Consider the following 21,845-nt stretch of genomic DNA (forward strand, 5'->3'; position numbering starts at 1 on the left):
CCGTCCTGTGAGCAGCCCGGCGTCTCATGAGTCATCCCTGGAGGAAGGGCACCGGCTGTGAGTGGGCGGCTGGTGGCCGGCGGCAACTGCGATCGGCGAACGGGGCCCGGAGGGCGGCTGTGCGGTGGTGAGGCCGAGGTGGCGGCGGATCAGCGTGTCGGCGTCGTCGGTGTCCGGGTCCAGGGCTGGGCTGATCCGTCCGCTGGTCAGGACGTGGACGGTGTGCGCGAGGGCGGTGGCGACGCGGGCCTGGGGCAAAGTGATCAGGACGGTGACGCCGTATCGGGGAAGGCCGGCCAGCGCGGTACGGATGCGGGTGGCTGCGGTGGGGGCGAGTCCTTCGGTGGGTTCGTCGCACAGCAGCAGCCGGGGGGCCAGGCGTAGGGCTCGGGCGATGGTGAGCATCTGTTGTTCGCCGCCGGAGAGCTGGTGGGCGCGGTGGCGGAGCCGGGCGGCGAGTTCGGGGAACAGGTCCAGGAGCTGGTCGAGGTTCCATGACTGGCCTCGGTCCTGCTTCCGAGTGGTGGGGCGGGTGATGGTGAGGTGCTCGTGGACGGTCAGGGAGGGCCACAGTCGGCGGCCCTGCGGGGCGAGGGCGATTCCGGTGCGTGCTGCGCGGGTCGGATGGATGCCGGTGATGTCGTGGCCGTCGAGCACGATGTGCCCGGCGGCGGGCCGCAGGTGCCCGGCGATGGTGTGCAGCAGGGTGGTCTTACCGGCGCCGTTCGGGCCGATGACAGCGTGTACGCCGTGTGGTGGCAGGACCATGCTCGCGCGGCGGAGGACGGGGGTGTCGGGGTGGTGGCCGACGGTCAGGTCATTGATGCGCAGCATCGGTCGTCTCCGGGGTGCCGAGGTAGAGGGCAGCGACCGTGGGGTCGGCGCGGACCTCGGCGGTGGGGCCGTCGGTGATGCGGCGGCCGTGGTGCAGCACGGTGGTCCAGTCGGCCAGGGCGGTTACGACGGTCATGTCGTGCTCGACGATCAGCATGGCCAGCCAGCCGGGCAGGCTGGTCAGGATGTCGAGCAGTTGGGTGGTTTCGGTGTCGGTGAGGCCGGCGGCGGGTTCGTCGAGGAGCAGGATCCGTGGTTGGCCGGCGAGGGCGACGGCGAGGTCGAGCATCCGGCGGTGCCCGTGTGCGAGGTGGCCGGCCGGTTCGTCGGCGTAGCCGGCGAGGCCGACGAGGTTCAGCAGCTCGTGTGGGGTGTGGTGGGGGTTGTGGCGGTGGTGCCAGCCGCCGATGCGTACGCAGTCCAGCACGGTCAGGCCGGGGTACACGGTGGGGTGTTGGAAGGTGCGGCCGATGCCGGCGCGGGCACGCCACGGTGCGCGGCGGCGGGTGATGGTCTGGGCGTGGAGGGTGATCTGGCCGGTGGTGGGTCCGATGGTGCCGGCGAGGAGGTTCAGCAGGGTGGACTTGCCGGCACCGTTGGGGCCGATGACGGCGTGTCGGTCACCGGGCGCGATGGCGAATGCGTCGAGGTCGAGCACGGTGAGTTTGCCGTAGCTGTGGCGCAGGCCGGTGGCGGTCAGGCCGGTGCCGTGGGCGCGGTCGATGTCGGCGTGTGCGCGCCGTGACGGGACGCAGTCGTTGGCGTCGACGGGCTGGCCGGTGCTCATGCGGGGCTCCTGTCGGCCGGTGGCGGGGTGGTGCGGCAGGTGGCCGGTCGGGCCCGCCTGGCAGCGGCGGTGGGGAGGTGTGTGGGGAGGGCGGCCAGGCCGCCGGGCAGCAGGTAGACGGCGGCGACGAACAGGCCGCCGAGTAGGAGTGGGGCGTGGCCGGGCCACGGCGCGGCGGCGACGTCGCGGACGGTGAGGACGAGCACGGCTGCGGTGGCGGCGGCGGGCAGGCAGCGGGGGCCGCCGATGACCACGGCGAGCAGGGCCAGGGCCGCGGTGCCGAATCCGACGTCGGCGGGCGTGATCCACCGGTGGGTGTGGATGAGCAGGGCACCGGCGATGCCGGCCAGGGCCCCCGCGCCGGTGTGTGTGATCCACAGGTAGCCGGTGGTCGGGTGGCCGCTGGCGGCGGCGCGGCTTTCGTTGTCGCGTACGGCGGTGAGGAGGGTCTGCCAGCGGTGGAGGAGGTATGTCGCGGCGGTGGTTGCGGTGATCGTGATGGTGGCGGTGTAGAGCAGCAGCGGCCGGTCGGCGGTCAGCGCCGGTGTGCCGGGGAGCAGGTGGGCGGCGGGGATGCCGGCGAGGCCGTCGGTGCCGCCGGTGACGGTGCGCCACTGGCCAGCGGTGATCGCGGTCAGCTCCGCCGCCGCGAGGCTGAGCATCAGCACCACGGTGCCGCGGTAGCGGACCAGCAGCGCCCCGAGCAGTCCCGCGGTGGCGGCTCCGGCGACGGCGGCGACGAGCAGGTGCGCCGCGGCGAGGGTGACACCGGCCAGGGCGAGGTGGGCGGTGGTGTAGGCGCCGGCGGCGTAGGGGGCGACCTGGCCGAGGGTCGGCAGGCCGGCGTGGCCGGTGATGGCGGCGACGCTGACCGCGAGCAGGGCCAGAGGGAGCATCCGCGCCACGGTGGCGTGTAGGTAGCCGTCCGGCGTGGCCGCCACTGCGGCTACCGCGACAGCCGCCAGCGAGGGCCCGGCCCATGGCCGTGCGCGCTGTTGTAGCCGCAGGATGCGGCCGGTGGCCAGGTTGGTGAAGGTGTCGACGCTCATCGGCGTGCCCCGGGTTGTGGGGTGCGGCGGGTGAGCAGCGAGAGGGCCATCGCGGCGACGAGCAGGTACGGTGCCCACGCCGGTGCGGTGATCACCCCGATGGTCTGGACCAGGCCTGCACCGATCGCGGCGGCGACCGCGCCGGGCACCGATCCGAGACCGCCGCAGACCACGATGACCAGGGACAGCAGCAGGGTGGTGTCGGCGGTGCCCGGTCCCACGCCGAGGATCGGGGTGACGAGTGCACCCGCGAGGCCGGCGAGAGCCCCGGAGGCGATCAGGACCGTAGCGTCCACGGTGCGGGGGTTGACGCCGATGCCGGCGACCATTGCCCGGTCGTCGACGGTGGCGCGGACGAGTCGTCCGGCGCGGGTGCGGTGCAGCACCGCGTATCCGACGGCGGCGACCATCACGGCGACGACGAGGACCGCGAGCCGGTCGGCCGGGTACCGGTGCCCCGCCACCGTCAGGGTGGCGTCCAACGGGGCCGGTACCTGCGGGCGACGCGTGTCGGGTCCGAAGATGGTGGTCAGCAGGTCGGCGCCGATCAGCGCGACACCGAAGGTCAGCAGTGCCTGGTGGAGGTGGCCCCGGCCGGCCAGCGCGGCGGTGCCCGCCGCGAGGATGGTTCCGCCTGCGGCTCCGACCGTGGTTGCCGCGACGACGGCGAGGGCGAGGCTGGTCCAGGTGCCGGAGCTGGTCGCGGCGGCGACGTACCCGCCGGCGGCGAGAAGGGTGCCGTGGGCGAGGTTCAGCACTCCGCCAGCGCCGAGGGCCAGGGTGAGGCCGGCGGCGGCGATCGCGAGCAGCAGCCCGTAGGTGATCGCGTCGACGGCGGGGATCAGGTAGGTGTCCACAGCACCTCCTTCTGCGGGTGAGGCGGTGCGGGGGGTCAGTTGGCGGGCAGGGTGGTGAGGTCCTGCACCAGCACGTTGGACAGCACGGGCCCGTCGGGCCGGACCTCGCGCAGGTACCAGCGCTGCACCGGCCGGTGCAGCGTGGGGTGGAACTGCCAGTCCCCACGCGGTGAGACGACCCTGCCGACCGTGCCGATGGCGGCGTTGAGCTTCTCCCCGGTGACCGGCCCGTCGACGGTGGACAGGGCCCGGTCGAGGACTGCGGCGGCATCGTAGGAGGCCATCGCGTAGGTGGTCGGCTGGCCGGGGTGCCCGGCGGCGGACCATGCGGCCACGAAGTCCTGGTTCGCGGTGTTGGCGAGGGTGGGACTGTAGTTGAGGACGTTGCGGATTCCTGTGGCCGCCGTGCCCTGCGCCGGCAGGACGGAGCCCTCGGTGAGGAACCCGGCCGCGTAGAGAGGCACGTCGGCGAGGTCGGACTTGCGGTACTGCGTCACGAACGCGACTGACGCGGCGCCGGCGTAGAACGTGTACACCGCCGCCGGGTTCGACTCGGCGGCCTTGTTCAGGTACGGCAGGAAGTTCCCCGTGCCGGGGAACGGCGTGAACAGGGCCTTGCCGTCCGGGTTGGCGAGTTTCCCGCCGAGGCGGGTGAACGTGTCGGTGAAGCCGCGCAGCTCGTCCCAGCCGCCCTGGTAGTCGGGGCCGATCGCGTACACCGTCCCATCGGCCACCTGCGTCTTGACGTACTCGGCGATGGCGATGCCGGGCTCGTCGCTGTTGTAGGAGGTGTGCCACGTGTAGGTCAGGTCCCGAGGCTTCCCGCCGACCGCCGCGAACGCCGGCCGGGCGTTCCCGCCGACCAGGGGGATCTTCCGTTCGGTGGTCAGGGTCTGGACCTTGTCGACCGTCGCCCCACCGACAAGTCCGGTCAGCGCGACGACCCGGTCGCGTTCCAGGAGCTTGCGGGCGGCGGGGACGGCGGTGGCCGGGCCGTCGCCCTCGTCGGCGACGACCAGGTCGATCGTTCGGCCGCCGAGCTTGCCGCCGTGGGTGTCGAGGTAGAGGCGGAAGCCGCGCTGCATGTCCTCACCGACTGCGGTGTAGGTACCCGACAGCGACACCAGCAGTCCGATCCGTACCGCGGTCGTGTCTGCGCTGGTGGTGGTGCAGGCGGTGGTGGTGAGCAGCAGGCCGGCGACGGCTGCCGCAGCGAGTCCACGCTGGGCACGTCGAGGCGGATGGGTCATGGAAGGGGCTCCTTCGCGTTAGGTGACAGGTGCACGCGCAAGCCGTTCAGCGCCGAACGGCCCAGGCCGCAGCGGGGGCGGGGGCGGCGGTGGCGTGGGTGAGGGCGTGCTGGACGAGAGCGATGAGAAGGTGCCGGACGCTGTCGCGGTCCCGGGCGTCGACATCCACGATCGGCACGTCCGTACCGAGGGTCAGGGCCTCCCGCACGTCCGACACCGCAACGGCGCGGGCGTCGGGGAAGTGGTTGACCGCGACCACGAACGGCATCCCGGCGTGTTCGACGTAGTCCAGGTGCCGGAACGAATCCTGCAACCGGCGCACGTCGACCAGGACCACCGCGCCGGCGACGCCGCGGCTGATCGCGTCCCACATGAACCAGAACCGGTCCTGTCCGGGCGTGCCGAAGACGTAGAGGGTCACCCCGTCGACGTCGAGACGACCGAAGTCCATCGCCACCGTCGTGGTTGTCTTCGCCGGGCTGCGGGAGGTGCCGTCGACGCCAGGGGTCGACATCCGCACCTCGGTCGTGACCGGGGCGATGTCCGACACCGCCCCGACCAGCGTCGTCTTCCCGACCCCGAACGGGCCGGTCAACATCAGCTTCACACCCGGGTACGCGTCACGCGTCGGCCGAGGGCTGGTGGCGGGGGCCGGGACGGTCATCTCCGGCCCGCCACGGTGAGGGCCCCGGCGAACGCGGGGGTCAGTTGGTCGCCCACCTGCTCGGCGAAACGCCCCAACTCGGTCGTGACGAAGGCGAGATCGGCGTCGCGGGTGGTCAGCGCGAGCAGCGACGCGCCGCTGCCGACCGCCATCAGGATCAGAAAGCCCGCCCCGAGTTCGGTGATGTTGCCCTGCACGGGGCCCGCGTTCAGGTCGAGTGCGGCACCGTTGAGCAGGCTGCTCAAGCCCGCCGCTACGGCCGCGACCCGCTCGGCGGCGTCGTGGTTGAGCCCGTCGGTCCACGCCAGGAGCAACCCGTCGGCGGACACCGCGACGGCCTGGCTGATCCCCGCCACCCGCTCGGCGAGGTTGTTGGTCAACAGGTAGCTGAGGTTAGGGCTGGTTGCATTCATCAGGGGTGACCTTTCGAGGGGAAACGGCGGTGGCTGAGGCCACGCTGATAGGCGGCAGCCGTAGCCGCCAGGCCGCGGGAAGACGGATCGGGAAGCACTGCCGGGCCAGGCCGTGAAGGGGGTACGAAGGCGGTCATCGGCTGGCGCCGCGGCAATCCGTTGGGGGTGGTCGCCGGCTCGTCGTGCCGGGGACGCGGTGCGGGCAGGCGCGCCGCCGCGGGCAGGTGCACGGTCGCGCCTTCCTCGAACCAGGGCGAGCGCCGAGCCACCTCGTCGAAGACGGGAGTCACCTGGTCCACACCGCGCGCCGCACGTGGCGGCGGGACGACCGGCAGTATCTGGGTCGTCACGTCCACGGGATGCGGCACGGGTGACTCGACACGCCTCGTCGACGCCGCCGGCTGGCCGGGGGTCCGCAGGGCCTGCGCGGCGGGGACATGAGGGGCCGTAGGGTTGGTGCCGGGTGCCCGCCGGCCCGCCACCGGGCCCGTGGGCAACGCCGGTGGCGGCGTGGTCGCGACCAGGAGCTTGCTGGCCGGAATCTCGACTTCCGCGACCGTGCCACCCGTCTGCCGTGGCAGCAGCCGCACCCGCAGGCCATGTGCCGCCGCCAGCAGCGCCACCGTGGCCACGCCCTGCCGACGAATGTGCTCCACCTCGATCATGGGCGCCGGGTCGGCCAGCTCGCTGTTGAGCCGCCGCAGCAGCTCCCGTTCGATCCCCGAGCCGGTGTCGGTGACCTGGACGATGACTCGGTCACCGAGCAGATGCCCCGTGACCACCACCTCGTCGGGGCTGTAACGGGTCGCGTTGTCCAACAGCGACGCCAGCAGGTGCACGAGGTCGTCGATCAACGCTGGCGGCACCGCCACCCGCTCATCGATGGCACCCGACACGACCCGCCGGTACTCCTGGATCCGGCTCAACGCCGCCTGCGCCACCGTCACCAACGCCACCGGCTCCGGATGCACCGCCCCCAGAGAACGACCCGACAACACCAGCAGGCTCTGCGTGGCGTGCTGCAACTGGGCGGCGAGATTGTCGAGCCGGAAGAACGTCGCCAGCGTCCGGGAGTCCGCCTCGTCGCGCTCGGCCAGGTCCAGCTCCCGCAGCAACCGGTGCGCCATCCCCTGACACCGGCGTCCGACCGCCTCCACCGCGCCTGCGGCGACCCGCCGCTGCCGCGACAAGTCGATGGCGATCCGATACACCGCTGCCGCGAGGGTGTCGAACGCGGCAGTGACCTCATCAACCTCGTCACGGCTCCCACCCGCTGCCGCGAGTGCCGCCGGAGCGGGCGGCATCGCCGCTGGATCCGCCGGATCGGCCACTGACACCCGCCGCACCAGGTCCGGCAGATCCACGGCGGCCATGCCCGTCACCGCGTCCCGGACCCGCCGCAGCCGCGACGTCAACGCCCGGCCCTGCCGCAGCGCCAGCACACCCGCCACAGCCACCAACGCCAGGGCCGCGCCGGACAACACGCCTGTGGTGGCCCACTGCTCGGCGCGCCGCCGCGACACCTCAGCGGCGATGTCAGCGTCGACCCGCGTCTGCACCACGTGCAGACGCTCACGACGCTGCGCGCTGACCCGCGCCCACTCGTCGACGTCAACACGCAGGCGGGACCCCACCCTGTTCCGGGTGACCGCGTCATCGACACGCTGCGCCGCGAGAACCTCCGGACCGGACAGCGCCTGGTCCAACCACGACCGCCACCGCCCCGACGACCGCTGCGTCACCGTCAGCAACGCCTCTTCGTAACCCGCACGCGCCCCCGCCAACTCCTGCTGCAACGCCGGCGTCAACACACCACCACCAGCCGCGAGCACCGCCGTCTGCTGAATACCCGCGTACTCCGACGCCCGCGACAACGCCGCCGCCACCCGCAGCCGGTCCGCGACCTGCCCATCGGCACCACCGACCTGACCAACGGTCTCGCGCACCGCCAATCCCAGCGAGATCGCCACCCGATAACGCACCAGCACCGCCGTACGCGAAACCGACCGGTCCCGCACCTGCTCCCGCAACCCGGGCAACCGCATCAACTGGCCATCGATCGGTGCCAACAGCCGCTCAGCGTCACGATCGCTGGCACCGAGGCGGCCACGGCGCTGCCGGTACTCCCCAACCACCCGATCCGTGCGAGCAACCTGCTCCAACAGCGGGTTGGCACTGCCACGCGCGCTCGATACCAACTCCGCCGCCGTCACTCGCTCGCGGCCGAGCTCATCAACCAGCTCACCCACCGCGGCGGACACCGCCACCAAGGACTGCAAACGGTCGGCGCCACGCCCCTGCAAGCCCGCCGACACCACACCCCACCCCGCGAACAACACCGTCGCGGACAAAGGGATGGCCAGCAACAACGCCAACCTCCGAGCAACAGGCACAGCAGAACCTTCCGCACGTTCTAGAAACAAGAGCCGCTGTGCGATAGATAACCGTGGTCTGGCCTCACCGGTCGACCGCTACGCTGTTGTCTTGGTGTTGTCTCCTCCTGTCGTCCGCCCATTTGTGAAGGTCACAGGTCACTTCGCAGGGCATCGAGGGATAGAGTGGTCGCGACGCGAGGGAGGTGCGATGGCGCGAGCAGCGACATCCGCGAGCCAGCTTCTGGTTCACCCGCTGAGCTACGTTCGACAGCAGCGAAACTGGACTCACCAGGACTTAGTCAACGTGATAGCTCGGCGCCTGAATACGGCTGCTCGTCGTGAAAAGGCATGGCGCTGGGAACGATGGGGCGTGGTACCCGATGACCCGACGCAGATGGCTCTGGCAGCGGAACTTGGGATCCCAGAAGAGACGGTGCGACAGCGAGGCTGGCCTCACTGGCTTCCGGCAGGCCCTTCGGTCAGCGTCTCAACCCCCTGGACGGCCACAGGTGCGCTTGCGCTTCTCGACGAGACAGCAGGCTCAGCCGTGCTAGACCGTCGTGGGTTCCTGACCATGGGGGCGGGGCTCGCCACCACCGTCGCAGAGCAGTGGCTCGGCATCGAAGCACCCCGACTGTCAGCCGCGCTTCAAGGAGGCCGGATTGACCGTGAACTGGTCGACTGTCTTGAGCAGCGACTACCAACGCTGCGCAGGATGGATGCAAGCTTGGGCGGAGGCAGCATCCGAGGCCTTGTCGACGCCGAGCTACGTCTAGTAACCGACCTCCTCGCCGGTGGTTCATACTCGACGCCCACCGGACAACGGCTCTTTACGATCGCTGCTGAGCTGGGCCGGATCGCGGGATGGGCCAGCTTCGACGCTGGCTTTCACGCAGCTGCCGAACGGTACTGGTTTACCGCTCTAAGGTCAGCGCACGCGGCGGAGGATCGGGCTGCCGGTGCCAACATCTTGAAGTGTATGAGTCTGCAACGCGTCGACACCGGCCGCCCCGTGGAAGCGCTTGAGCTGGCCAGCGCCGCCCGCGCTGGTGCCAGTGGCGCGCCGGCACGTGTCCGCGCAATGCTCTCGACACGAGAGGCACGCGCGCACGCTGTCCTTGGCGATGCCACAGCGTGCGAGCGCCTGCTCAGTCAGGCCGAGACCGAGATGTCACTCGCAGACGACGAGCCGACGCCCGCATGGGCAGCGTACTTCGATCAAGCCGAGTATTGTGCTCAGACTGCTGCCTGTTACTTGCTACTGCAACGCCACCAGGCCGCTGACCAGTGGTTGGCACGGACACTCGCTCTCCAGCCAGACGAGCGGAGCCGCGACCGGGCCACTTACCTTGTCTGGCGTGCCGATGCCATGCTGAACCTCGGTGATATCGAACATGCCTGTGCTCTTGTCGGCCAGGCAGTACCGGACATCGCTGCCGCCCGCTCCGTACGCAACCAGCGGCGACTCATCGACATCCACGGTCTTTTGACAAGGCATCAGCACCCGGCCGTCCAGCAGCTCGATGAGCAGGTACGGAGCCTCGTCTCATGACCGATGAACAGCGAGTGGCCGTGGTGACGGGATCGAACCGTGGCCTCGGATTGGCGCTCGCCCGCCGTCTCGCGCAGCAGAGCATCCACGTGATCGTGACAGCACGCTCCGAAGAAGCGGCCGACCGCGTGGCGGGTGACCTAGCTCGTGAAGGCCTACCAGCCTCCGGGCACCAGCTTGACATCACGGACGCCGCGAGCGTGGCCCGTCTGATGGCTGATGTCGGCTACCTCCATGGCCGCTTGGACGTGCTCGTCAACAACGCCGCCATCGCAATCGATCGAGGGCAGCTCGCCGCTGCCGCCGATATGGAGAAGGTCCGGGCAACTCTGGAAGCGAACATCATGGGGACGTGGCGCTGCTGCACAGCAGCAGTACCAGAGATGAAGAAGAATGGCTACGGCCGGATTGTCAACATCACTAGTCACATGGGGACGTTTGCTCACATGGGGCCAGGCAGCGTGGCATATCGCGTGTCGAAGGCCGGAGTCAACGCTCTGACCTGTATCCTCGCCGCCGAACTTCATCCCGAGGGAATTCTCGTGAACGCGGCCAGCCCTGGGAAGGTCGAGACGCGACTAGCGTATGGAAAAGCGAATCATTCGCCGCAGGAAGCTGCCGATTCTCTCGCCTGGCTTGCAACACTGCCTGAGGACGGACCCACAGGATGTCTATTCCACGGGCACGATATGCTGCCCTGGTGAGAACCCGATTCGCGTCTTCGTATCGGGTTGTGATCAACAACCTGGCGGAGGCGACTGCGACGGTCTCATCGGCGAGGTTTGATGGCACTCACATACTCTGCGCTCGCTGGTTTGCCCACCGCTTCCTGGCTCCTAGAGATAGTCGACTTGTACGCGGTGGTGTATGCGGAGCCTCCGTACAGGGAGGGGCCAGAGCAGGTTCGGCGGTTTGCTGACGGCCTGCCCGGCGAGGCGATGCGGCCCGGGTTCACGCTGGTCACCGCAGACGATGAGGGCGCGTTGTGGGGGCGACTTATGGCTGGACGATGCCCGCCGGCCGATGGTGGTCCCGCCGTTCACCACGCCGCCTGCGCAGCGGGGACATCCCCACGTCAAGCCGACGTCTTCGATCTCAACCCCGTCGATGGTGATGTCCACCCCGAACGAAACGACCACGCCCCCGCACCCCTTCTGGCTTGCCTCGCCGGCTGTCGGCGGCCAGCTGAATTTCCCCGTGGACGGCCAGTACCAAAGCTACGCAAGGTAACGACAGGTACCTCATCGCCCTGCGTTCGCAAAGGCAACGATCTCGTCGAGTCCAGGGCGATAGCCGTCGCTGGTGTCCACCTCGATCGCGGGCACGTCGAGCCGGATGGGCTGGAAGCCGTCGTGGCCGACGGCATGGGTTTGATGGTCGCCGAGGTAGGCGTCGGCATGGGCACGCCGAGTCGCGTTCTCGTCCTGCCGTCGCTGGACACGGTCAAAGGCCGTCTGCGCGTCGACCTGGCAATGCACAACCCGGATGTCGGCGATCCCGATCAATGGCTGCAGGCCGGGGCGCCACAGGCGGTCTTGGAAGGCCGCCTCGGCGACCGTGGTGACGCCTGCGGTCAACAGCAGTTGAAGCACCTTGAAGAACGTGGGCAGGGTCCTCAGGGACAGCTCGTCGGCCGGTGCGGCGATGAAGTCGCCGGCCGCGTGGACCATGCCCTCCTTGATCTCGTCCCGGCAGATCGCCGGGCAACCGATTCGCCGGGCGAGCAGGTGGGCGAGTGTCGTCTTGCCAGCCCCCGACGGTCCGCTGATGAGGACAAGGGTCGGCGTTGTTCCCATCACGTCGTTATAGCTCGGCCGGGTGCGCGGCGCAGCACCGGGAGGGATCAGCGCTGAGTAGTCATCTACGGCCAGATACCTCCCCGCTAAGTGGCCGCCAGCGGGGAATCTGAACTGGCCACCAACAGCCGGCCGACCATACGTGGACTGGGCTGGCAACTGCACAGCAAATGGCAGACGTTGGAGACCGAGGCCGGATTCGAACCGGCGTACGCGGTGCTGCAGACCGCTCCCTAACCACTCGGGCACTCGATCCTGCGTGCCCCCGGCTGGATTCGAACCAGCGACCCCCAGGTTCGGAACCTGGTGCGCTATCCACTGCGCTACGAGGGCAACGTGGGAGCGGAGAGATTCGAACTCCCTGAGCGTGCACGCACCCGGGTGCAGCGTGCACGCTCCTGGGCTCGAACCAGGTATGCCGCAAGGCACCTGCTTTACAGACCGGCGGGCGTCCAGTCGCCCACAGCGTGCGTGACTACGGTCGTCCTCTGTACTTCGCGTTCCAGCGCCGTCGGGCCTCTCTCATCTCCGTGACGCAGCCAGCGCACCGGCAGCCCCGGGTGTACTGGGCGACAGACCCACAACCTTTCCGAAAAATCGCTCCGTTCTCCGCGAGAGACTTTTCCTTGTGGCAGGCTCCGCAAAGAAGCTGACACTCTTCCAGTTCCTTCAAGATGTCCACCCATGCGCGATGGAATCCCGACAGCGGAAACCTTTGAGCTTTTTCCAACCTGATCCCGTAGGTCAGGGATGGCGTTCGTAGCCTGGGGGTCGATGAGGGCGAGGCTCCAGGTAAGACAGCAAATCGACCAAAACCCGATGCCCCGACCGGGAGCCTCGCCTGTGCTGTCTTACCCGTCCACGATCTCGTTGTCCAGCCGGACCTTGAACCACCTGGCCGATCGCATCCGAAGCCACCGCCACCAGCGCCGATCCAGGTGGCGGCGCCTCGACGCGGGGCGGTAGGCACTGCTCGCCCTGGCTCACCTGCGCAACGGTGACACCTACACCCGCCTCGCTGCCGGATCGGAACTTGTCAAGGCTGATGGGACCAGTGGGTGTTACGCCGCTTGTGGCATCGGTTGATCGGTAGCGGGTTCGGTGGGGTTGATCCAGACGGTGCCGGGCAGGTGCAGCGCCTTGGGTCTGGGTCGGGGGGAGAAGCGTTCGGGGTGTGCGGTCCAGGCGGCGTCGAGGGCGTGGGCGCGTTGCTTCTGCTGGGTCGTGGCGTGGCCGTAGTGGACGTCGGCGGGGGTGTGCAGACCGATGCCGGCGTGGTGGTGTTCGTGGTTGTACCACTGGAAGAACGTGTCGCAGAACGCGCGGGCGTCTGCCAGGGACCCGAAGCGTTCGGGGAACGTGGGGTGGTACTTCACGGTCTTGAACGCGGATTCGGAGAACGGGTTGTCATTGCTCACGCGTGGGCGAGAGTGCGATCGGGTGACGCGGAGGTCGGCCAACAGGGTCGCGACGCGTTTGGAGGTCATCGAGGTGCCGCGGTCGGCGTGCACGACCTGCGGGACACCGTGGGTGGCGATGATGTCGGAGATGAAGTCGTGGGCGATCTCGGCGCTCTCGCGGGCGGCGACGTGGTGCCCGACGACGTACCGGGACCAAATGTCGATCATGACGTAGGCGTCGTAGTAGACGCCCTTGGCCGGGCCGGGCAGTTTGGTGATGTCCCAGGTGAATACCTGCCCCGGGCCGGTGGCGGTCAGTTCCGGGCGGGCCCGGGTGGGGTGTCGGGCCTGTCGGCGCCGGTCGACGACCTGGTTGTCGGCGCGCAGGATGCGGTAGAGGGTGGAGATCGAGGCCAGGTAGACGCCCTCGTCGAGCAGCGTCGCGAACGCCTCGGTGACGGTGGTGTCGACGAACCGGTCGCTGTCGAGCACGGCCAGGATCCGGGCGCGTTCGGCGTCGGACAGCCGGTTCGCCGGCACCGGCCGAGGCGTGGGAACACCCGCCTGCGGGGCACGGGCGCGTCGGTGGACGGTACTACGGGCGATCCCGGTCAGCCGGGCCGCCGCACGGCTCGACGTCGCCGCGGCCAGCAGCGCCGTGTGGGCATCGGTCAGGGCTTGGTCGGCCTGGTGTCGGTGTTCGCGCTCTCGGAGATCTCGGCCAAGAGCGCGTGTGCTTTTCCCATGATGTCCAACGCCGCCTCGGTCCGAGCGATCTTACGGTTCGCCAACTCCAACTCCCGACGCAGCCGCGTGATCTCGGCCTGCTCCCCACTCGGACGCCCGACACTCTGCCCGGGCTTCTTGCCCTCCAGCAGACCCGCGTCACGAGCGCGGCGCCACTCACTCATCAACGACGAGTACAAGCCGTTACGACGCAGATACCCATTCCCGTCGCCCTCGGCGACGGCCTGCTCATACTCGGCGAGCAGCCGCAACTTCTCCCCTGGAGCGAACGACCGCCGCCGCGGCCGGTCTGATCGGGGTCCTTCCATCGTCATGGCCCCATCGTGCCCCACGAGCAAACGTGAACTGGAAATCGTCATCGAGAGAAGATCCATCCTCGCCCCGGGAGGGCTACTTGCTCTGAACCGCTGGTCTCACCCAACCCTGACACCCAGGGGATTCGCCGTCGGCGTGAGTACCGCCTGGCGGTATGTCCAGGAAGCGATAGCCCTGCTCGCGACGGCCGCCGATGACCTGGCCACCGCCATGCACCGGATCCGCCGACTGGCGTACGCGATCCTGGACGGCACCCTGATTCCGATCGACCGGGTCGCCGACCAGAAGCCGTACTACTCCGGGAAACACAAGCGCCACGGCGTGAACGTGCAGGTCATCGCCGATGCCGCCGGCCGCCTCGTCTGGGCCTCGCCAGCACTGCCCGGCTCGGTCCACGACCTGACCGCAGCCCGAACCCACGGCATAATCGACGCGCTGAGCAGCGCGAACGTGATGACCTTCGCCGACAAGGGCTACCAGGGCGCTGGCGGCAGCGTGCGCACGCCGTTCAAGCGACGCCGCTTCCGGCCGAAGCTGTCACGCCGACAGAAGACCGTCAACCGCGCCCACGCGACAATCCGCGCCCGCGGCGAACGCGCGATCGCCACCCTCAAGACCTGGAAGATCCTGAACAAGCTGCGCTGCTGCCCACGACGAGCGACCACGATCGTGCAGGCCATCCTCGTTCTGCACCACGTCGAAGCCAACCGCTACGCAGGATGAAAAGGGCTCTTTCCTTGGACGGATCGCGGTGGTCAATTTCTAGACCCTCAACCGAGCCGCACTCGGCGTACTCTCCGGCCGTGGGCGCAGCAGCTGACGGCCGACCTGCTCGCCGCCGAGGTGCGCGGCGGGCAGCCGGGCCTGCGGCAGTTCGCTACCCGGCGCTGCCCGCTGACGGCTGTCGCCCATGCGACACCGCCAGGCCGCCGCAGGGTGCTGCACCGGCCGATGGCGGCCTGCATCATCGTTCGGATGCGCACCCGTACCCGCACCAGCGTCACCGCCCTGCTCGCCGCCGTCGCCCTCAGCATCGCCGGCTGCGGCGGCGACGACACCCCCAGCACCCCCGCCCCGGCGCCCGCCGGCTCTTCCTCCGCCCCGGCCGCCGCCCCCACGCCGGCCGCCCCCATGGACGCGAAGGGCGTCCTCGACAAGCTGACCGCCGCCGACGTCGGCGTCACCAAGGGCTCCGTCCAGGACGAGGACAGCGACCCGAACAACCTCCTCGGTCGGCCCGGCGGGTACACGTCCCGCGCGTCGGCGGACCTGCCCGGCGGTGACCCGGAGGCGAAGCGGTACGGCATCGACCGCGGCCTGGTGATCGAGGTGTTCCCGACCAAGGGAGACGCCGACCGGCGGTCGACGTTCATCCAGGACTCGTTGAAGTCCATGCCGATCCTCGGCACCGAGTACCACTACCGGGCCGGCGGCGGCGCGGTGCTGGTGCGGGTCACCGGGAAGGTGAAGCCGTCGGCGGCGAAGAAGATCGAACAGGCCGTCGCCGACCTGTGACCCCAACACGCGGACGCCTCGGTCAGCACCTCGGCCGGGGCGTCTCTGTGCCTACCGGTCGGGAGAAGCGCACAACCGGCATCGGCACGGCCTCTTCCATTTCGCGGTGCGCTGCCGGTGCCGTACCGCCAGCGCTGCCCGCCGCTCGGCGTCGAGCCGGCATCCGGCCCGCGCCAGGTAGGCCATCGCCGCCCGCTCCCACCGGCCGCCGTCGTCCAGCCCGGGAAGCCGATCCCACAGCTCCAGCTCACCCAACCAGCCGTTGCAGCCAGAACACAGCAGGCCCCGCCCGCACCGGCCGCAGGCCCGCCGATGGTCCGGGCAGCACAGATGGTCATGGTCGATGAACAGCGGCACCGCCTCGCTGCCGCGCCAGTTCCCCCGCCCGCAGATGCCGCACACGCCGTCCTGAGCGGCGCGGAACCGCCGGTACTCGTCCGCCGACAGCCGATACCGGCCGAGCGCCAGCTTCGGCAGGGCAAGGCAACACACGACGGGCGACCCGCCCACGCCGGCCAGCCGAATCATCCAGGGCACGCCCAGCTGCTGCCGCCGGTCACGCCATCGCCCCCCACTGGGTGACGTTCCAGTCCGGCAGGGAACGCCCGCCCGGGCCGACCGCCCGGGGGAACAGGATCACGAGCCGGTTCCCGCCGGCCAGCTCGACGGTCACGGTCTGCTGCGTCGCCGACCGCATCGGCGTCACCTTCGCCACCTCCGGATGCCCGGCAGCACCCACCAGCGCGGTCAGGTAGTCCGCGAACCCGGACGCCTGGGTGGGGGAGGAGTCCGCGCCCACCGCGGTGACGTCGCCGCCTGGGCCGGCCGCCGGATCGTAGTCGGCGGGTCCGGTCATCTTCCCGCCCGCCGACGCGGCCATGACGACCTGCAACCCGAACGCGGACCCGTCGCTGAAGTGCACCAGCAGACCCCGCACGTGGGCGTCGCCCTTCAGCCCATGCCACGGCTCGACCTTCGCAACGCCCGCGTGGGCAGTGCGGGGGATCAGGTCGGTGAGCATGCCGGCCAGGTAGCCAGGTGTCATGCGGGTCTCCTCGTCGTGGGCGTCGCGGTCAGTCCGATCATCGTGGCTTCCGGGCCTGGCCCTCGGTGCGCCGCGCCGCCCGCAGCGCCGCGTGGACGTCCCGCTGCACATGCTCCGCGAGGGCCAGCCGCTGCCGGGCGAAGTCCAGGGAGGCGATCTCATGCGCCAGGTCGAGCCCGGACTGCTGCACATCGAGCATGAGGATGGCCATCTGCGCTTCGGCGCCGGCCGCGTACGCGCCGCCCTCCAGCAGGTCGTCGATCTGCCCGATCCGGGCCTGAACCTCGACGGCCTCCCGGCGTGAGTGCTCCCGCCGCACGGTTCCCTCGCGGAGGGCGACGTCGTGGCGGGCGAACGCGACCTGTTGGTCGGCTTGCGCAGCTCGCCGGGTCAGCCACTCCACCTCGGTGGGTTCCTCGCCGACGTCGGGGATCTTCGCTTCCAGCTCGGCGAGGTCCTGTTCGGCTGCGGCGTCGAGGCCGTCGCATTCCTCGTCTGCGGCGGCGACCCGGCTGCTGGCGTCGTCGAACCGGTTGAGGAGCTGCTGCCGCTGCGGTTCGACCTGGCGCGTCCAGGCAGCGTCGACGGGGGACCGCTGGCTGAGGACCTCCGAGGGCTGCCGGCGGGCGGGGGTGGCGTCGGTGCCGGTCATCGGCTGGCCTCGCGGACGCGATAGTCGGCGACCACGGGCAGGGCCACCAACACCTCGCCGGCGTTCGAGGCGTGCTCGTCGGCGCGCTGCCGGTCCAGTCCAGCCCAGCCGATCCCGTTGTCGCCGACCGTCAGGTACACGGCGGGGAGCGGGCTCTCCGGACGGTCGACGGGGCCAGAGCCGAGCGGGGGGATGCTCGGGTCGACGGCCCGGCCCGCGATGACGCCGGCCAGCGCCAGCAGACGGCCGGGCGGGCACGGCTGGGCGCCGTTGACGATGCTGCGGAGGTAGTCCCTGCCGCCGGTCGCAGCGATCTCACCCTTGTAGGTGAGGGCCTTCTCCACCGACGCGACGTCCATCGGTTCGTCGTGACGGCACATGGCGGAGATCGTGTCGTAGATGAGCTGGTGCCGCAGGTCCTGCATGTCGCGGGAGGGCAGGAACTCGACGATGCGGCGCGCGTATTCCGTGCCGAGCATGAGCTGGGCGATCAGGGCCCGTTCTTCGTCCAGCACGTCGCTGGGGATGGGATCGGTCATCGGCTCCTCCGGTTGGTTCTGCCTCGGGTTCTTCCTACCTGGTGATCCGCATGTGCCGTACCTGCACCTCCGGTCGAATCAACGTGGTCTCGCCGACCTGAATCCACCCACCGCCCCACAGCCCACCACCGTGGTGCTCGCCGAGGCACGAGCAGTCGCAGTCGTCCCCGGTTGCTTCCTGGCAACGGACGTCGCAGCGGCGGGTCATCGAGAACTCCACGGTCGCGTCGACCTGCCCGAACCGGTCGAGCAGGTGGTCGACGAGGGTCGTGAAGTGGGGGCGGGCGATCAGCCACCGGCCGGTCGGCTTGTCGTAGATGGGTTGGATGCGGGCACCGAGGGTGGCGTGGATCCAGCGCCGGTTGGAGCCTCCCTCGTAGGGGACCCGCAGGCGCAGCCGGTCGGGTTGCAGGGGGCGGTAGATGTGGGGGGTGGACATGGCGGCTCCTCTCGCCGAGGGATGACACCCGTCGTATGGGCCAGCGGAGGCGGGGCTGTTCAGACTCCGCTTCGATACTGGCGTCCGAGCCGTTGATTGCCATCTGGTTCGAGCTGCCTGTGCACCAGGACAGGTGCGGTTGTTCACTCCAGCGACGAGATCCGTCAGGTTCGGGATGGCATTGTCACCTGAGCTTGGCGACGACCTCGGCTAGGAGCTCTGGCGTTAGGTGCCGTCGCAGGGCGTCGACCACCTGCTCGGCTGACTTGGCTTGCACCGTGAACCTGGGCGGCGTAAAGCCGGCCTTGACCATCGCGGCATGGGCGGACAGGTTCCCCGCCAGTACCTCGGCGTGCAGATCGGGCGCGTCCTTGCGTAGCCGTCGCAGAGCATAGTCCTTGCTGGTGCCTCTAGGAACCGATGCAACCTCGTTTCTATTATCAACCAGGTCTGTTCGCTGCCCCGGCCTGCCGTCTGCTTGTAGCGCGCGGTCCAGCAGATCGACTGCCTCCACGTCGTCGGCGACTACTCGACGCAGCAACTCCACCGTCGCCCCGATGCCCGCCAACGGCGGCGCCACCACGAAGTCCGTGAACCGTTCGTGCTGGACATGCTCACCCCGCTGCGTGACGAACTCGCGCCACGACTCTTCCTCCAGCACCCGTTTCACCAGAGCGGGCACCGTCCCGATCGCGTGCTCGCCCTGCCGAAGCGCCGACCCCAACGCTTCGACGACGTTTGCGTTGCGCTTTAGAACGTTGGCCATCCCTATCCCAGCCACCGAGCCAACTCGTTGCGGATCTCCTCCAACTGCTCGACGCTGGCGTGCTTCCGAGCCGGGTATCCACGGCGAAGCAACTCCGTGTTGACCTCGCGCTTGTCCTTGCCCGTGCGGTACGACACCTTGCCGACGAGGCTGTCGATCTCGCCCCGCAACACACGCTCGCGCCGGTGCCGCGGTTCCTCGATCCGGGGGTTCCCGGCGGCTGCGGCAACTCCCGCCGACGCCGCCTCCTGCATCCGGTCGAGCAACGGCACGAGGTTCATTGCGTACTGAGGGGGGATGCCGAGCCTCCGGCACTCCGCCTGAGCGGCTTCGACCTTAGCCGCTTCGGCCTCCTGCCCGCCGAGGATCGCGCGGTCGAAGATGGCCTCCGACGCTGACAGCGGCTCCCGAAAGTCGAGCATGCCCTGCCCGGCACCCTCGCCGGCTTCAGCTCGGGCCTTCGCCTCCTTGGCCCGGTCGGCTTCGAGCTGGTGGCGCAACTCCTGCTCGATTTCTCGGGCGTGGTTCATCAGCACGGTGATGGCCGGGATGAACAGACGCGCGTTGAACTCCTCGTCCGGCCGCACGCGAACGAACCGCCCCACGACCTGCCGGAAGAACAGTGGGGTGCGGATCTTCGCGGCGTAGACGCCGACGGCCAGGCGGGGGATGTCGACGCCTTCGGACACCATGCGCACCGCGATGATCCACGTGTCGCGGCTCGTTCGGAAGCGGTCGATCTCGGCCTTTGCCTCCGGGTCGTCGGAGACCACAACCACCGGCTTGCGGCCGGTGATGTCCTCCAGGAGCTTCGCGTAGGCGCGTGCGTGCCACTTGCGGTCCGCCACGATCAGACCGGCGGCGTCGGGAATCTCCTGACGCACCTCGTCGAGTGCCTCCGCGGCCTTGCGCAGGAGAACCGGCATCCACTCCTTCTCGGGGTGGTACACCACGTCAAGGGCGGCAGAGACATCCTCCTCAAGAAGGTCGGCGCCTAGGGCTGCCGTCTCGACCTTGCCGCAGTCGATCCAGCGGGCCTCGCCGTCGTAGGCGTGGAACTCGATGCGGCGGCACACGCCGTCTGCGACGGCCTCCCCGTACTCGTAGGCGTAGTCGACCTGCACCGTGCCGTTCTCGTTGTAGGTGACGAACGGGATCGGGGAGTTGTTGTCCGCGCGCCAGGGAGTTCCAGTGAGAGCCAGGCGGTGGACGGCGTGCTCGACGGCGTTCTTCAGCCCGTCACCCCACGATCGGTTGTCGCCGGCATGGTGCACCTCGTCCATGATGGCGAGGGTGGGGACCCGGGTGGCGTGCCGCAGCATGTCGCTGCCCACGCCTCGGGCGATCTGGGCGTAGGTCACGACGCACCCCTGGTAGCCCGGCTTGGCGTAGTCCGCCGTGTCGTTGACGGGCATCAACGAGATCCCTGCTCGGCCTGCCGCATCTGCCCACTGCTGACGCAGCGCGTCGGTGGGTACGACGACCGCCACCCGGCGGATGGTGCCCTCGTCGAGTAGCCGCTTGGCGAGCATCAGGGCGAAGTGTGTCTTCCCTGCGCCGGGGGTGGCGCAGACGAGGAAGTCCTTCTTGTTGGCCGCGTAGAACGTGTTGGTGGCTCGCTCCTGCCACAGGCGGAGGTTGGACATGGGGGTGGCCCCTTTCTGAAGGTTGCAGGTGGGGCAGAGCGCCTGCCCGTTGATCATGTCTGTCGCACCGCCGTGCGAATGGGGCTGCCGGTGATCGGCGTGCCAGCCGGGTTCGAGAGCGCCGCCGCAGTAGGTGCACTTGCCGTCGGCGGCCAGGAACAGGGCTGCCCGTTCCGTGGCGCTGAACTTGCGTCGAGGGTCGAGGGGAGAGGTCACGGGCAGCTCCTTCGAGTGCTTCGCCGTGATGTTCCGTCGAGCACTGTAGAGCACTCTTCGTGTTCGTTGTCGGAGTCCCTGGCCGGATTGGTCGACCTTCGAGTGTGGGTCGGAAGGCCTCGATTGACAGGATTGAGCTGGTGAAACGCAGATCATCGGGCGTAGCGTGAATCCAGAGACTTCTGTCGTGAAGCCGACAATGCTCAACAGAGAGTCAACACCGTGTCGGGTATGTCGTCGACGGGCACGAAGTCTCCTGGGCGGGTGGAGGGGTGATCCCGACGGCCCTTCACCCGCCAGTAGTCGTCGCACCGCCGGGTCTGTCGCCTACGGCCTGCTAGTCGGCTACCTGACACCGCGGCAAGCCGAACGGCCCCTGCGGCAACCCACCCACACACACCACACTCCACCGAGTGACCCGGCCGAAGAAGAACCCCAGCCCGATCCTCGGCGCAGCCATCGCCATCGTTGCCGTCCTCTGCTGCGGCGGCGTCATCGGAGCGTTCTCCGACGACGAACCGGCCCCGCCCACGACGGCGAAGCGGATCGCGGACGTAGCGCCCACGACCGCCAGCCCAACCCCCACCCCCGACCGGATCGAACCGTCCGACCCGCCCACCAGCAGTCCCACCCCGAAGATGACCACCAGCAAGCCGAAGGCCGCCCCCTACTACAAGAACTGCGACGCGGTCAGGGACGCGGACGATGCGCCCTTGTTCGAAGGGGAGCCCGGCTACCGGCCCGAGCTGGACCGCGACGGGGACGGTGAGGCGTGCGAGCCGGACGGCGGTAACGGGGATCGGGGCGGCTACGACGACACCAACGGCGACGTGTACTACGCGAACTGCGCGGCGGTGAGAGCGGCTGGTGCGGACCCGATCCGGCGCGGTGACCCTGGGTACTCCCGGAAGCTCGACCGAGACGGCGACGGCGTGGGTTGCGAGTAGACCTAGACGTGCGGGAGCTCCCGGCTGGTTGCGTCAAGCGT

21 protein-coding genes, 3 tRNA genes and 2 pseudogenes are annotated in these 21,845 nt (G+C 69.5%); 6 read left to right on the forward strand and 20 right to left on the reverse strand.

Going from position 1 to position 21,845, the window contains the following annotated elements:
• Positions 1 to 24 precede the first annotated feature (24 nt).
• The 8 genes from ACVMYR_RS28120 to ACVMYR_RS28155 are packed head-to-tail and all read right to left on the reverse strand — an operon-like array spanning position 25 to position 8,223.
• Complete coding sequence (locus tag ACVMYR_RS28120; protein ID WP_457123193.1) at positions 25 to 834, reverse strand: ABC transporter ATP-binding protein; 810 nt, start codon at positions 832 to 834, stop codon at positions 25 to 27.
• Entirely contained in the window at positions 818 to 1,621 is an 804-nt protein-coding gene (locus tag ACVMYR_RS28125) for an ABC transporter ATP-binding protein (RefSeq protein WP_457123194.1), read from the reverse strand. Before ACVMYR_RS28125 ends, ACVMYR_RS28120 begins: the two co-directional genes overlap by 17 nt.
• Positions 1,618 to 2,670, reverse strand: a complete 1,053-nt coding sequence (locus ACVMYR_RS28130) for a branched-chain amino acid ABC transporter permease (protein WP_457123195.1) — start codon at positions 2,668 to 2,670, stop codon at positions 1,618 to 1,620. The genes ACVMYR_RS28125 and ACVMYR_RS28130 overlap by 4 nt, the downstream gene beginning before the upstream one ends.
• Positions 2,667 to 3,527 carry a branched-chain amino acid ABC transporter permease gene (locus ACVMYR_RS28135; protein WP_457123196.1) on the reverse strand — a complete coding sequence of 287 codons (861 nt, stop codon included), beginning with the start codon at positions 3,525 to 3,527 and terminating at the stop codon, positions 2,667 to 2,669. The genes ACVMYR_RS28130 and ACVMYR_RS28135 overlap by 4 nt, the downstream gene beginning before the upstream one ends.
• 35 nt (positions 3,528 to 3,562) lie before the next feature.
• On the reverse strand, positions 3,563 to 4,777 hold the full coding sequence (locus ACVMYR_RS28140; RefSeq protein WP_457123197.1) for an ABC transporter substrate-binding protein: 1,215 nt from the start codon (positions 4,775 to 4,777) through the stop codon (positions 3,563 to 3,565).
• Between the two features lie 46 nt (positions 4,778 to 4,823).
• Positions 4,824 to 5,441: a GTP-binding protein gene (locus ACVMYR_RS28145; protein WP_457123198.1), complete on the reverse strand. Its 618-nt coding sequence runs from the start codon at positions 5,439 to 5,441 to the stop codon at positions 4,824 to 4,826.
• Entirely contained in the window at positions 5,438 to 5,854 is a 417-nt protein-coding gene (locus ACVMYR_RS28150) for a roadblock/LC7 domain-containing protein (protein ID WP_074472918.1), read from the reverse strand. Before ACVMYR_RS28150 ends, ACVMYR_RS28145 begins: the two co-directional genes overlap by 4 nt.
• Positions 5,854 to 8,223, reverse strand: coding sequence for a nitrate- and nitrite sensing domain-containing protein (locus ACVMYR_RS28155; protein WP_457123199.1), 2,370 nt, complete (start codon positions 8,221 to 8,223; stop codon positions 5,854 to 5,856). The genes ACVMYR_RS28150 and ACVMYR_RS28155 overlap by 1 nt, the downstream gene beginning before the upstream one ends.
• 214 nt (positions 8,224 to 8,437) lie before the next feature.
• On the opposite strand from ACVMYR_RS28155, the gene ACVMYR_RS28160 reads away from it, so the two are divergent.
• Positions 8,438 to 9,781, forward strand: a complete 1,344-nt coding sequence (locus tag ACVMYR_RS28160; protein WP_457123200.1) for a transcriptional regulator — start codon at positions 8,438 to 8,440, stop codon at positions 9,779 to 9,781.
• Positions 9,778 to 10,485: an SDR family NAD(P)-dependent oxidoreductase gene (locus ACVMYR_RS28165; RefSeq protein ID WP_457123201.1), complete on the forward strand. Its 708-nt coding sequence runs from the start codon at positions 9,778 to 9,780 to the stop codon at positions 10,483 to 10,485. The genes ACVMYR_RS28160 and ACVMYR_RS28165 overlap by 4 nt, the downstream gene beginning before the upstream one ends.
• 537 nt (positions 10,486 to 11,022) lie before the next feature.
• On the opposite strand, the gene ACVMYR_RS28170 is transcribed toward ACVMYR_RS28165, so the two are convergent.
• The 4 genes from ACVMYR_RS28170 to ACVMYR_RS28185 form a co-directional block, all read right to left on the reverse strand.
• Positions 11,023 to 11,577, reverse strand: a complete 555-nt coding sequence (locus tag ACVMYR_RS28170; RefSeq protein ID WP_457123202.1) for an AAA family ATPase — start codon at positions 11,575 to 11,577, stop codon at positions 11,023 to 11,025.
• 181 nt (positions 11,578 to 11,758) lie between these two features.
• A tRNA-Cys gene (locus tag ACVMYR_RS28175) sits at positions 11,759 to 11,832 on the reverse strand.
• A 5-nt stretch (positions 11,833 to 11,837) separates the two neighbouring features.
• Positions 11,838 to 11,910 (reverse strand) — tRNA-Arg (locus ACVMYR_RS28180).
• A 56-nt stretch (positions 11,911 to 11,966) separates the two neighbouring features.
• Positions 11,967 to 12,048: transfer RNA gene (locus ACVMYR_RS28185), tRNA-Tyr, on the reverse strand.
• Positions 12,049 to 12,420: 372 nt separating this feature from the next.
• On the opposite strand from ACVMYR_RS28185, the pseudogene ACVMYR_RS28190 reads away from it, so the two are divergent.
• A pseudogene (locus ACVMYR_RS28190) lies at positions 12,421 to 12,612 on the forward strand (IS5/IS1182 family transposase); the annotation flags it as partial.
• A gap of 26 nt (positions 12,613 to 12,638) precedes the next feature.
• On the opposite strand, the gene ACVMYR_RS28195 reads toward ACVMYR_RS28190, so the two are convergent.
• Positions 12,639 to 14,083, reverse strand: a protein-coding gene (locus ACVMYR_RS28195) for an IS3 family transposase (RefSeq protein WP_457123203.1) whose coding sequence is annotated in 2 segments (ribosomal slippage) — positions 12,639 to 13,714 and positions 13,714 to 14,083 — 1,446 coding nt in all. Because the reading frame shifts where the segments join, the coding sequence is not laid out codon by codon here.
• Positions 14,084 to 14,159: 76 nt separating this feature from the next.
• Between ACVMYR_RS28195 and ACVMYR_RS28200 the strand changes: the two are divergent.
• Together ACVMYR_RS28200 and ACVMYR_RS28205 are read left to right on the forward strand one after the other, a co-directional pair.
• A pseudogene (locus ACVMYR_RS28200) lies at positions 14,160 to 14,762 on the forward strand (transposase family protein); the annotation flags it as partial.
• A gap of 252 nt (positions 14,763 to 15,014) precedes the next feature.
• Positions 15,015 to 15,554, forward strand: a complete 540-nt coding sequence (locus tag ACVMYR_RS28205) for a hypothetical protein (protein WP_393288687.1) — start codon at positions 15,015 to 15,017, stop codon at positions 15,552 to 15,554.
• Between the two features lie 51 nt (positions 15,555 to 15,605).
• On the opposite strand, the gene ACVMYR_RS28210 is transcribed toward ACVMYR_RS28205, so the two are convergent.
• From ACVMYR_RS28210 to ACVMYR_RS28240, 7 genes are all read right to left on the reverse strand, one after another.
• The gene (locus ACVMYR_RS28210; protein ID WP_457123204.1) at positions 15,606 to 16,082 is read right to left on the reverse strand and encodes an endonuclease domain-containing protein; all 477 of its coding nucleotides are present in this window, start codon (positions 16,080 to 16,082) and stop codon (positions 15,606 to 15,608) included.
• A gap of 28 nt (positions 16,083 to 16,110) precedes the next feature.
• The gene (locus ACVMYR_RS28215; protein WP_457123205.1) at positions 16,111 to 16,599 is read right to left on the reverse strand and encodes a hypothetical protein; all 489 of its coding nucleotides are present in this window, start codon (positions 16,597 to 16,599) and stop codon (positions 16,111 to 16,113) included.
• 37 nt (positions 16,600 to 16,636) lie between these two features.
• Entirely contained in the window at positions 16,637 to 17,251 is a 615-nt protein-coding gene (locus ACVMYR_RS28220) for a hypothetical protein (protein WP_457123206.1), read from the reverse strand.
• On the reverse strand, positions 17,248 to 17,790 hold the full coding sequence (locus ACVMYR_RS28225) for a DnaB-like helicase N-terminal domain-containing protein (RefSeq protein ID WP_457123207.1): 543 nt from the start codon (positions 17,788 to 17,790) through the stop codon (positions 17,248 to 17,250). The genes ACVMYR_RS28220 and ACVMYR_RS28225 overlap by 4 nt, the downstream gene beginning before the upstream one ends.
• 34 nt (positions 17,791 to 17,824) lie before the next feature.
• On the reverse strand, positions 17,825 to 18,229 hold the full coding sequence (locus ACVMYR_RS28230; RefSeq protein WP_457123208.1) for a hypothetical protein: 405 nt from the start codon (positions 18,227 to 18,229) through the stop codon (positions 17,825 to 17,827).
• Between the two features lie 184 nt (positions 18,230 to 18,413).
• Entirely contained in the window at positions 18,414 to 18,995 is a 582-nt protein-coding gene (locus ACVMYR_RS28235; protein ID WP_457123209.1) for a hypothetical protein, read from the reverse strand.
• A gap of 2 nt (positions 18,996 to 18,997) precedes the next feature.
• Positions 18,998 to 20,857 (reverse strand): DEAD/DEAH box helicase family protein, encoded by a 1,860-nt coding sequence (locus tag ACVMYR_RS28240; protein WP_457123210.1) that lies wholly within the window; start codon positions 20,855 to 20,857, stop codon positions 18,998 to 19,000.
• A 413-nt stretch (positions 20,858 to 21,270) separates the two neighbouring features.
• Here ACVMYR_RS28240 and ACVMYR_RS28245 point away from each other — a divergent pair, with 413 nt between their 5' ends.
• Positions 21,271 to 21,804, forward strand: coding sequence for an excalibur calcium-binding domain-containing protein (locus tag ACVMYR_RS28245; RefSeq protein WP_457123211.1), 534 nt, complete (start codon positions 21,271 to 21,273; stop codon positions 21,802 to 21,804).
• Positions 21,805 to 21,845 lie beyond the last annotated feature (41 nt).

The sequence above is a fragment of the Micromonospora sp. PTRAS2 genome, from assembly GCF_054052245.1.

Excerpts from the sequence above, each read along its gene's own strand:
- ACVMYR_RS28120 (WP_457123193.1), bottom strand. The coding sequence starts at position 834 with ATGCTGCGCATCAATGACCTGACCGTCGGCCACCACCCCGACACCCCC.
- ACVMYR_RS28125 (WP_457123194.1), bottom strand. The coding sequence starts at position 1,621 with ATGAGCACCGGCCAGCCCGTCGACGCCAACGACTGCGTCCCGTCACGG.
- ACVMYR_RS28130 (WP_457123195.1), bottom strand. The coding sequence starts at position 2,670 with ATGAGCGTCGACACCTTCACCAACCTGGCCACCGGCCGCATCCTGCGG.
- ACVMYR_RS28140 (WP_457123197.1), bottom strand. The coding sequence starts at position 4,777 with ATGACCCATCCGCCTCGACGTGCCCAGCGTGGACTCGCTGCGGCAGCC.
- ACVMYR_RS28145 (WP_457123198.1), bottom strand. The coding sequence starts at position 5,441 with ATGACCGTCCCGGCCCCCGCCACCAGCCCTCGGCCGACGCGTGACGCG.
- ACVMYR_RS28150 (WP_074472918.1), bottom strand. The coding sequence starts at position 5,854 with ATGAATGCAACCAGCCCTAACCTCAGCTACCTGTTGACCAACAACCTC.
- ACVMYR_RS28160 (WP_457123200.1), top strand. The coding sequence starts at position 8,438 with ATGGCGCGAGCAGCGACATCCGCGAGCCAGCTTCTGGTTCACCCGCTG.
- ACVMYR_RS28165 (WP_457123201.1), top strand. The coding sequence starts at position 9,778 with ATGACCGATGAACAGCGAGTGGCCGTGGTGACGGGATCGAACCGTGGC.
- ACVMYR_RS28170 (WP_457123202.1), bottom strand. The coding sequence starts at position 11,577 with ATGGGAACAACGCCGACCCTTGTCCTCATCAGCGGACCGTCGGGGGCT.
- ACVMYR_RS28205 (WP_393288687.1), top strand. The coding sequence starts at position 15,015 with ATGCGCACCCGTACCCGCACCAGCGTCACCGCCCTGCTCGCCGCCGTC.
- ACVMYR_RS28210 (WP_457123204.1), bottom strand. The coding sequence starts at position 16,082 with ATGATTCGGCTGGCCGGCGTGGGCGGGTCGCCCGTCGTGTGTTGCCTT.
- ACVMYR_RS28215 (WP_457123205.1), bottom strand. The coding sequence starts at position 16,599 with ATGACACCTGGCTACCTGGCCGGCATGCTCACCGACCTGATCCCCCGC.
- ACVMYR_RS28220 (WP_457123206.1), bottom strand. The coding sequence starts at position 17,251 with ATGACCGGCACCGACGCCACCCCCGCCCGCCGGCAGCCCTCGGAGGTC.
- ACVMYR_RS28225 (WP_457123207.1), bottom strand. The coding sequence starts at position 17,790 with ATGACCGATCCCATCCCCAGCGACGTGCTGGACGAAGAACGGGCCCTG.
- ACVMYR_RS28230 (WP_457123208.1), bottom strand. The coding sequence starts at position 18,229 with ATGTCCACCCCCCACATCTACCGCCCCCTGCAACCCGACCGGCTGCGC.
- ACVMYR_RS28235 (WP_457123209.1), bottom strand. The coding sequence starts at position 18,995 with ATGGCCAACGTTCTAAAGCGCAACGCAAACGTCGTCGAAGCGTTGGGG.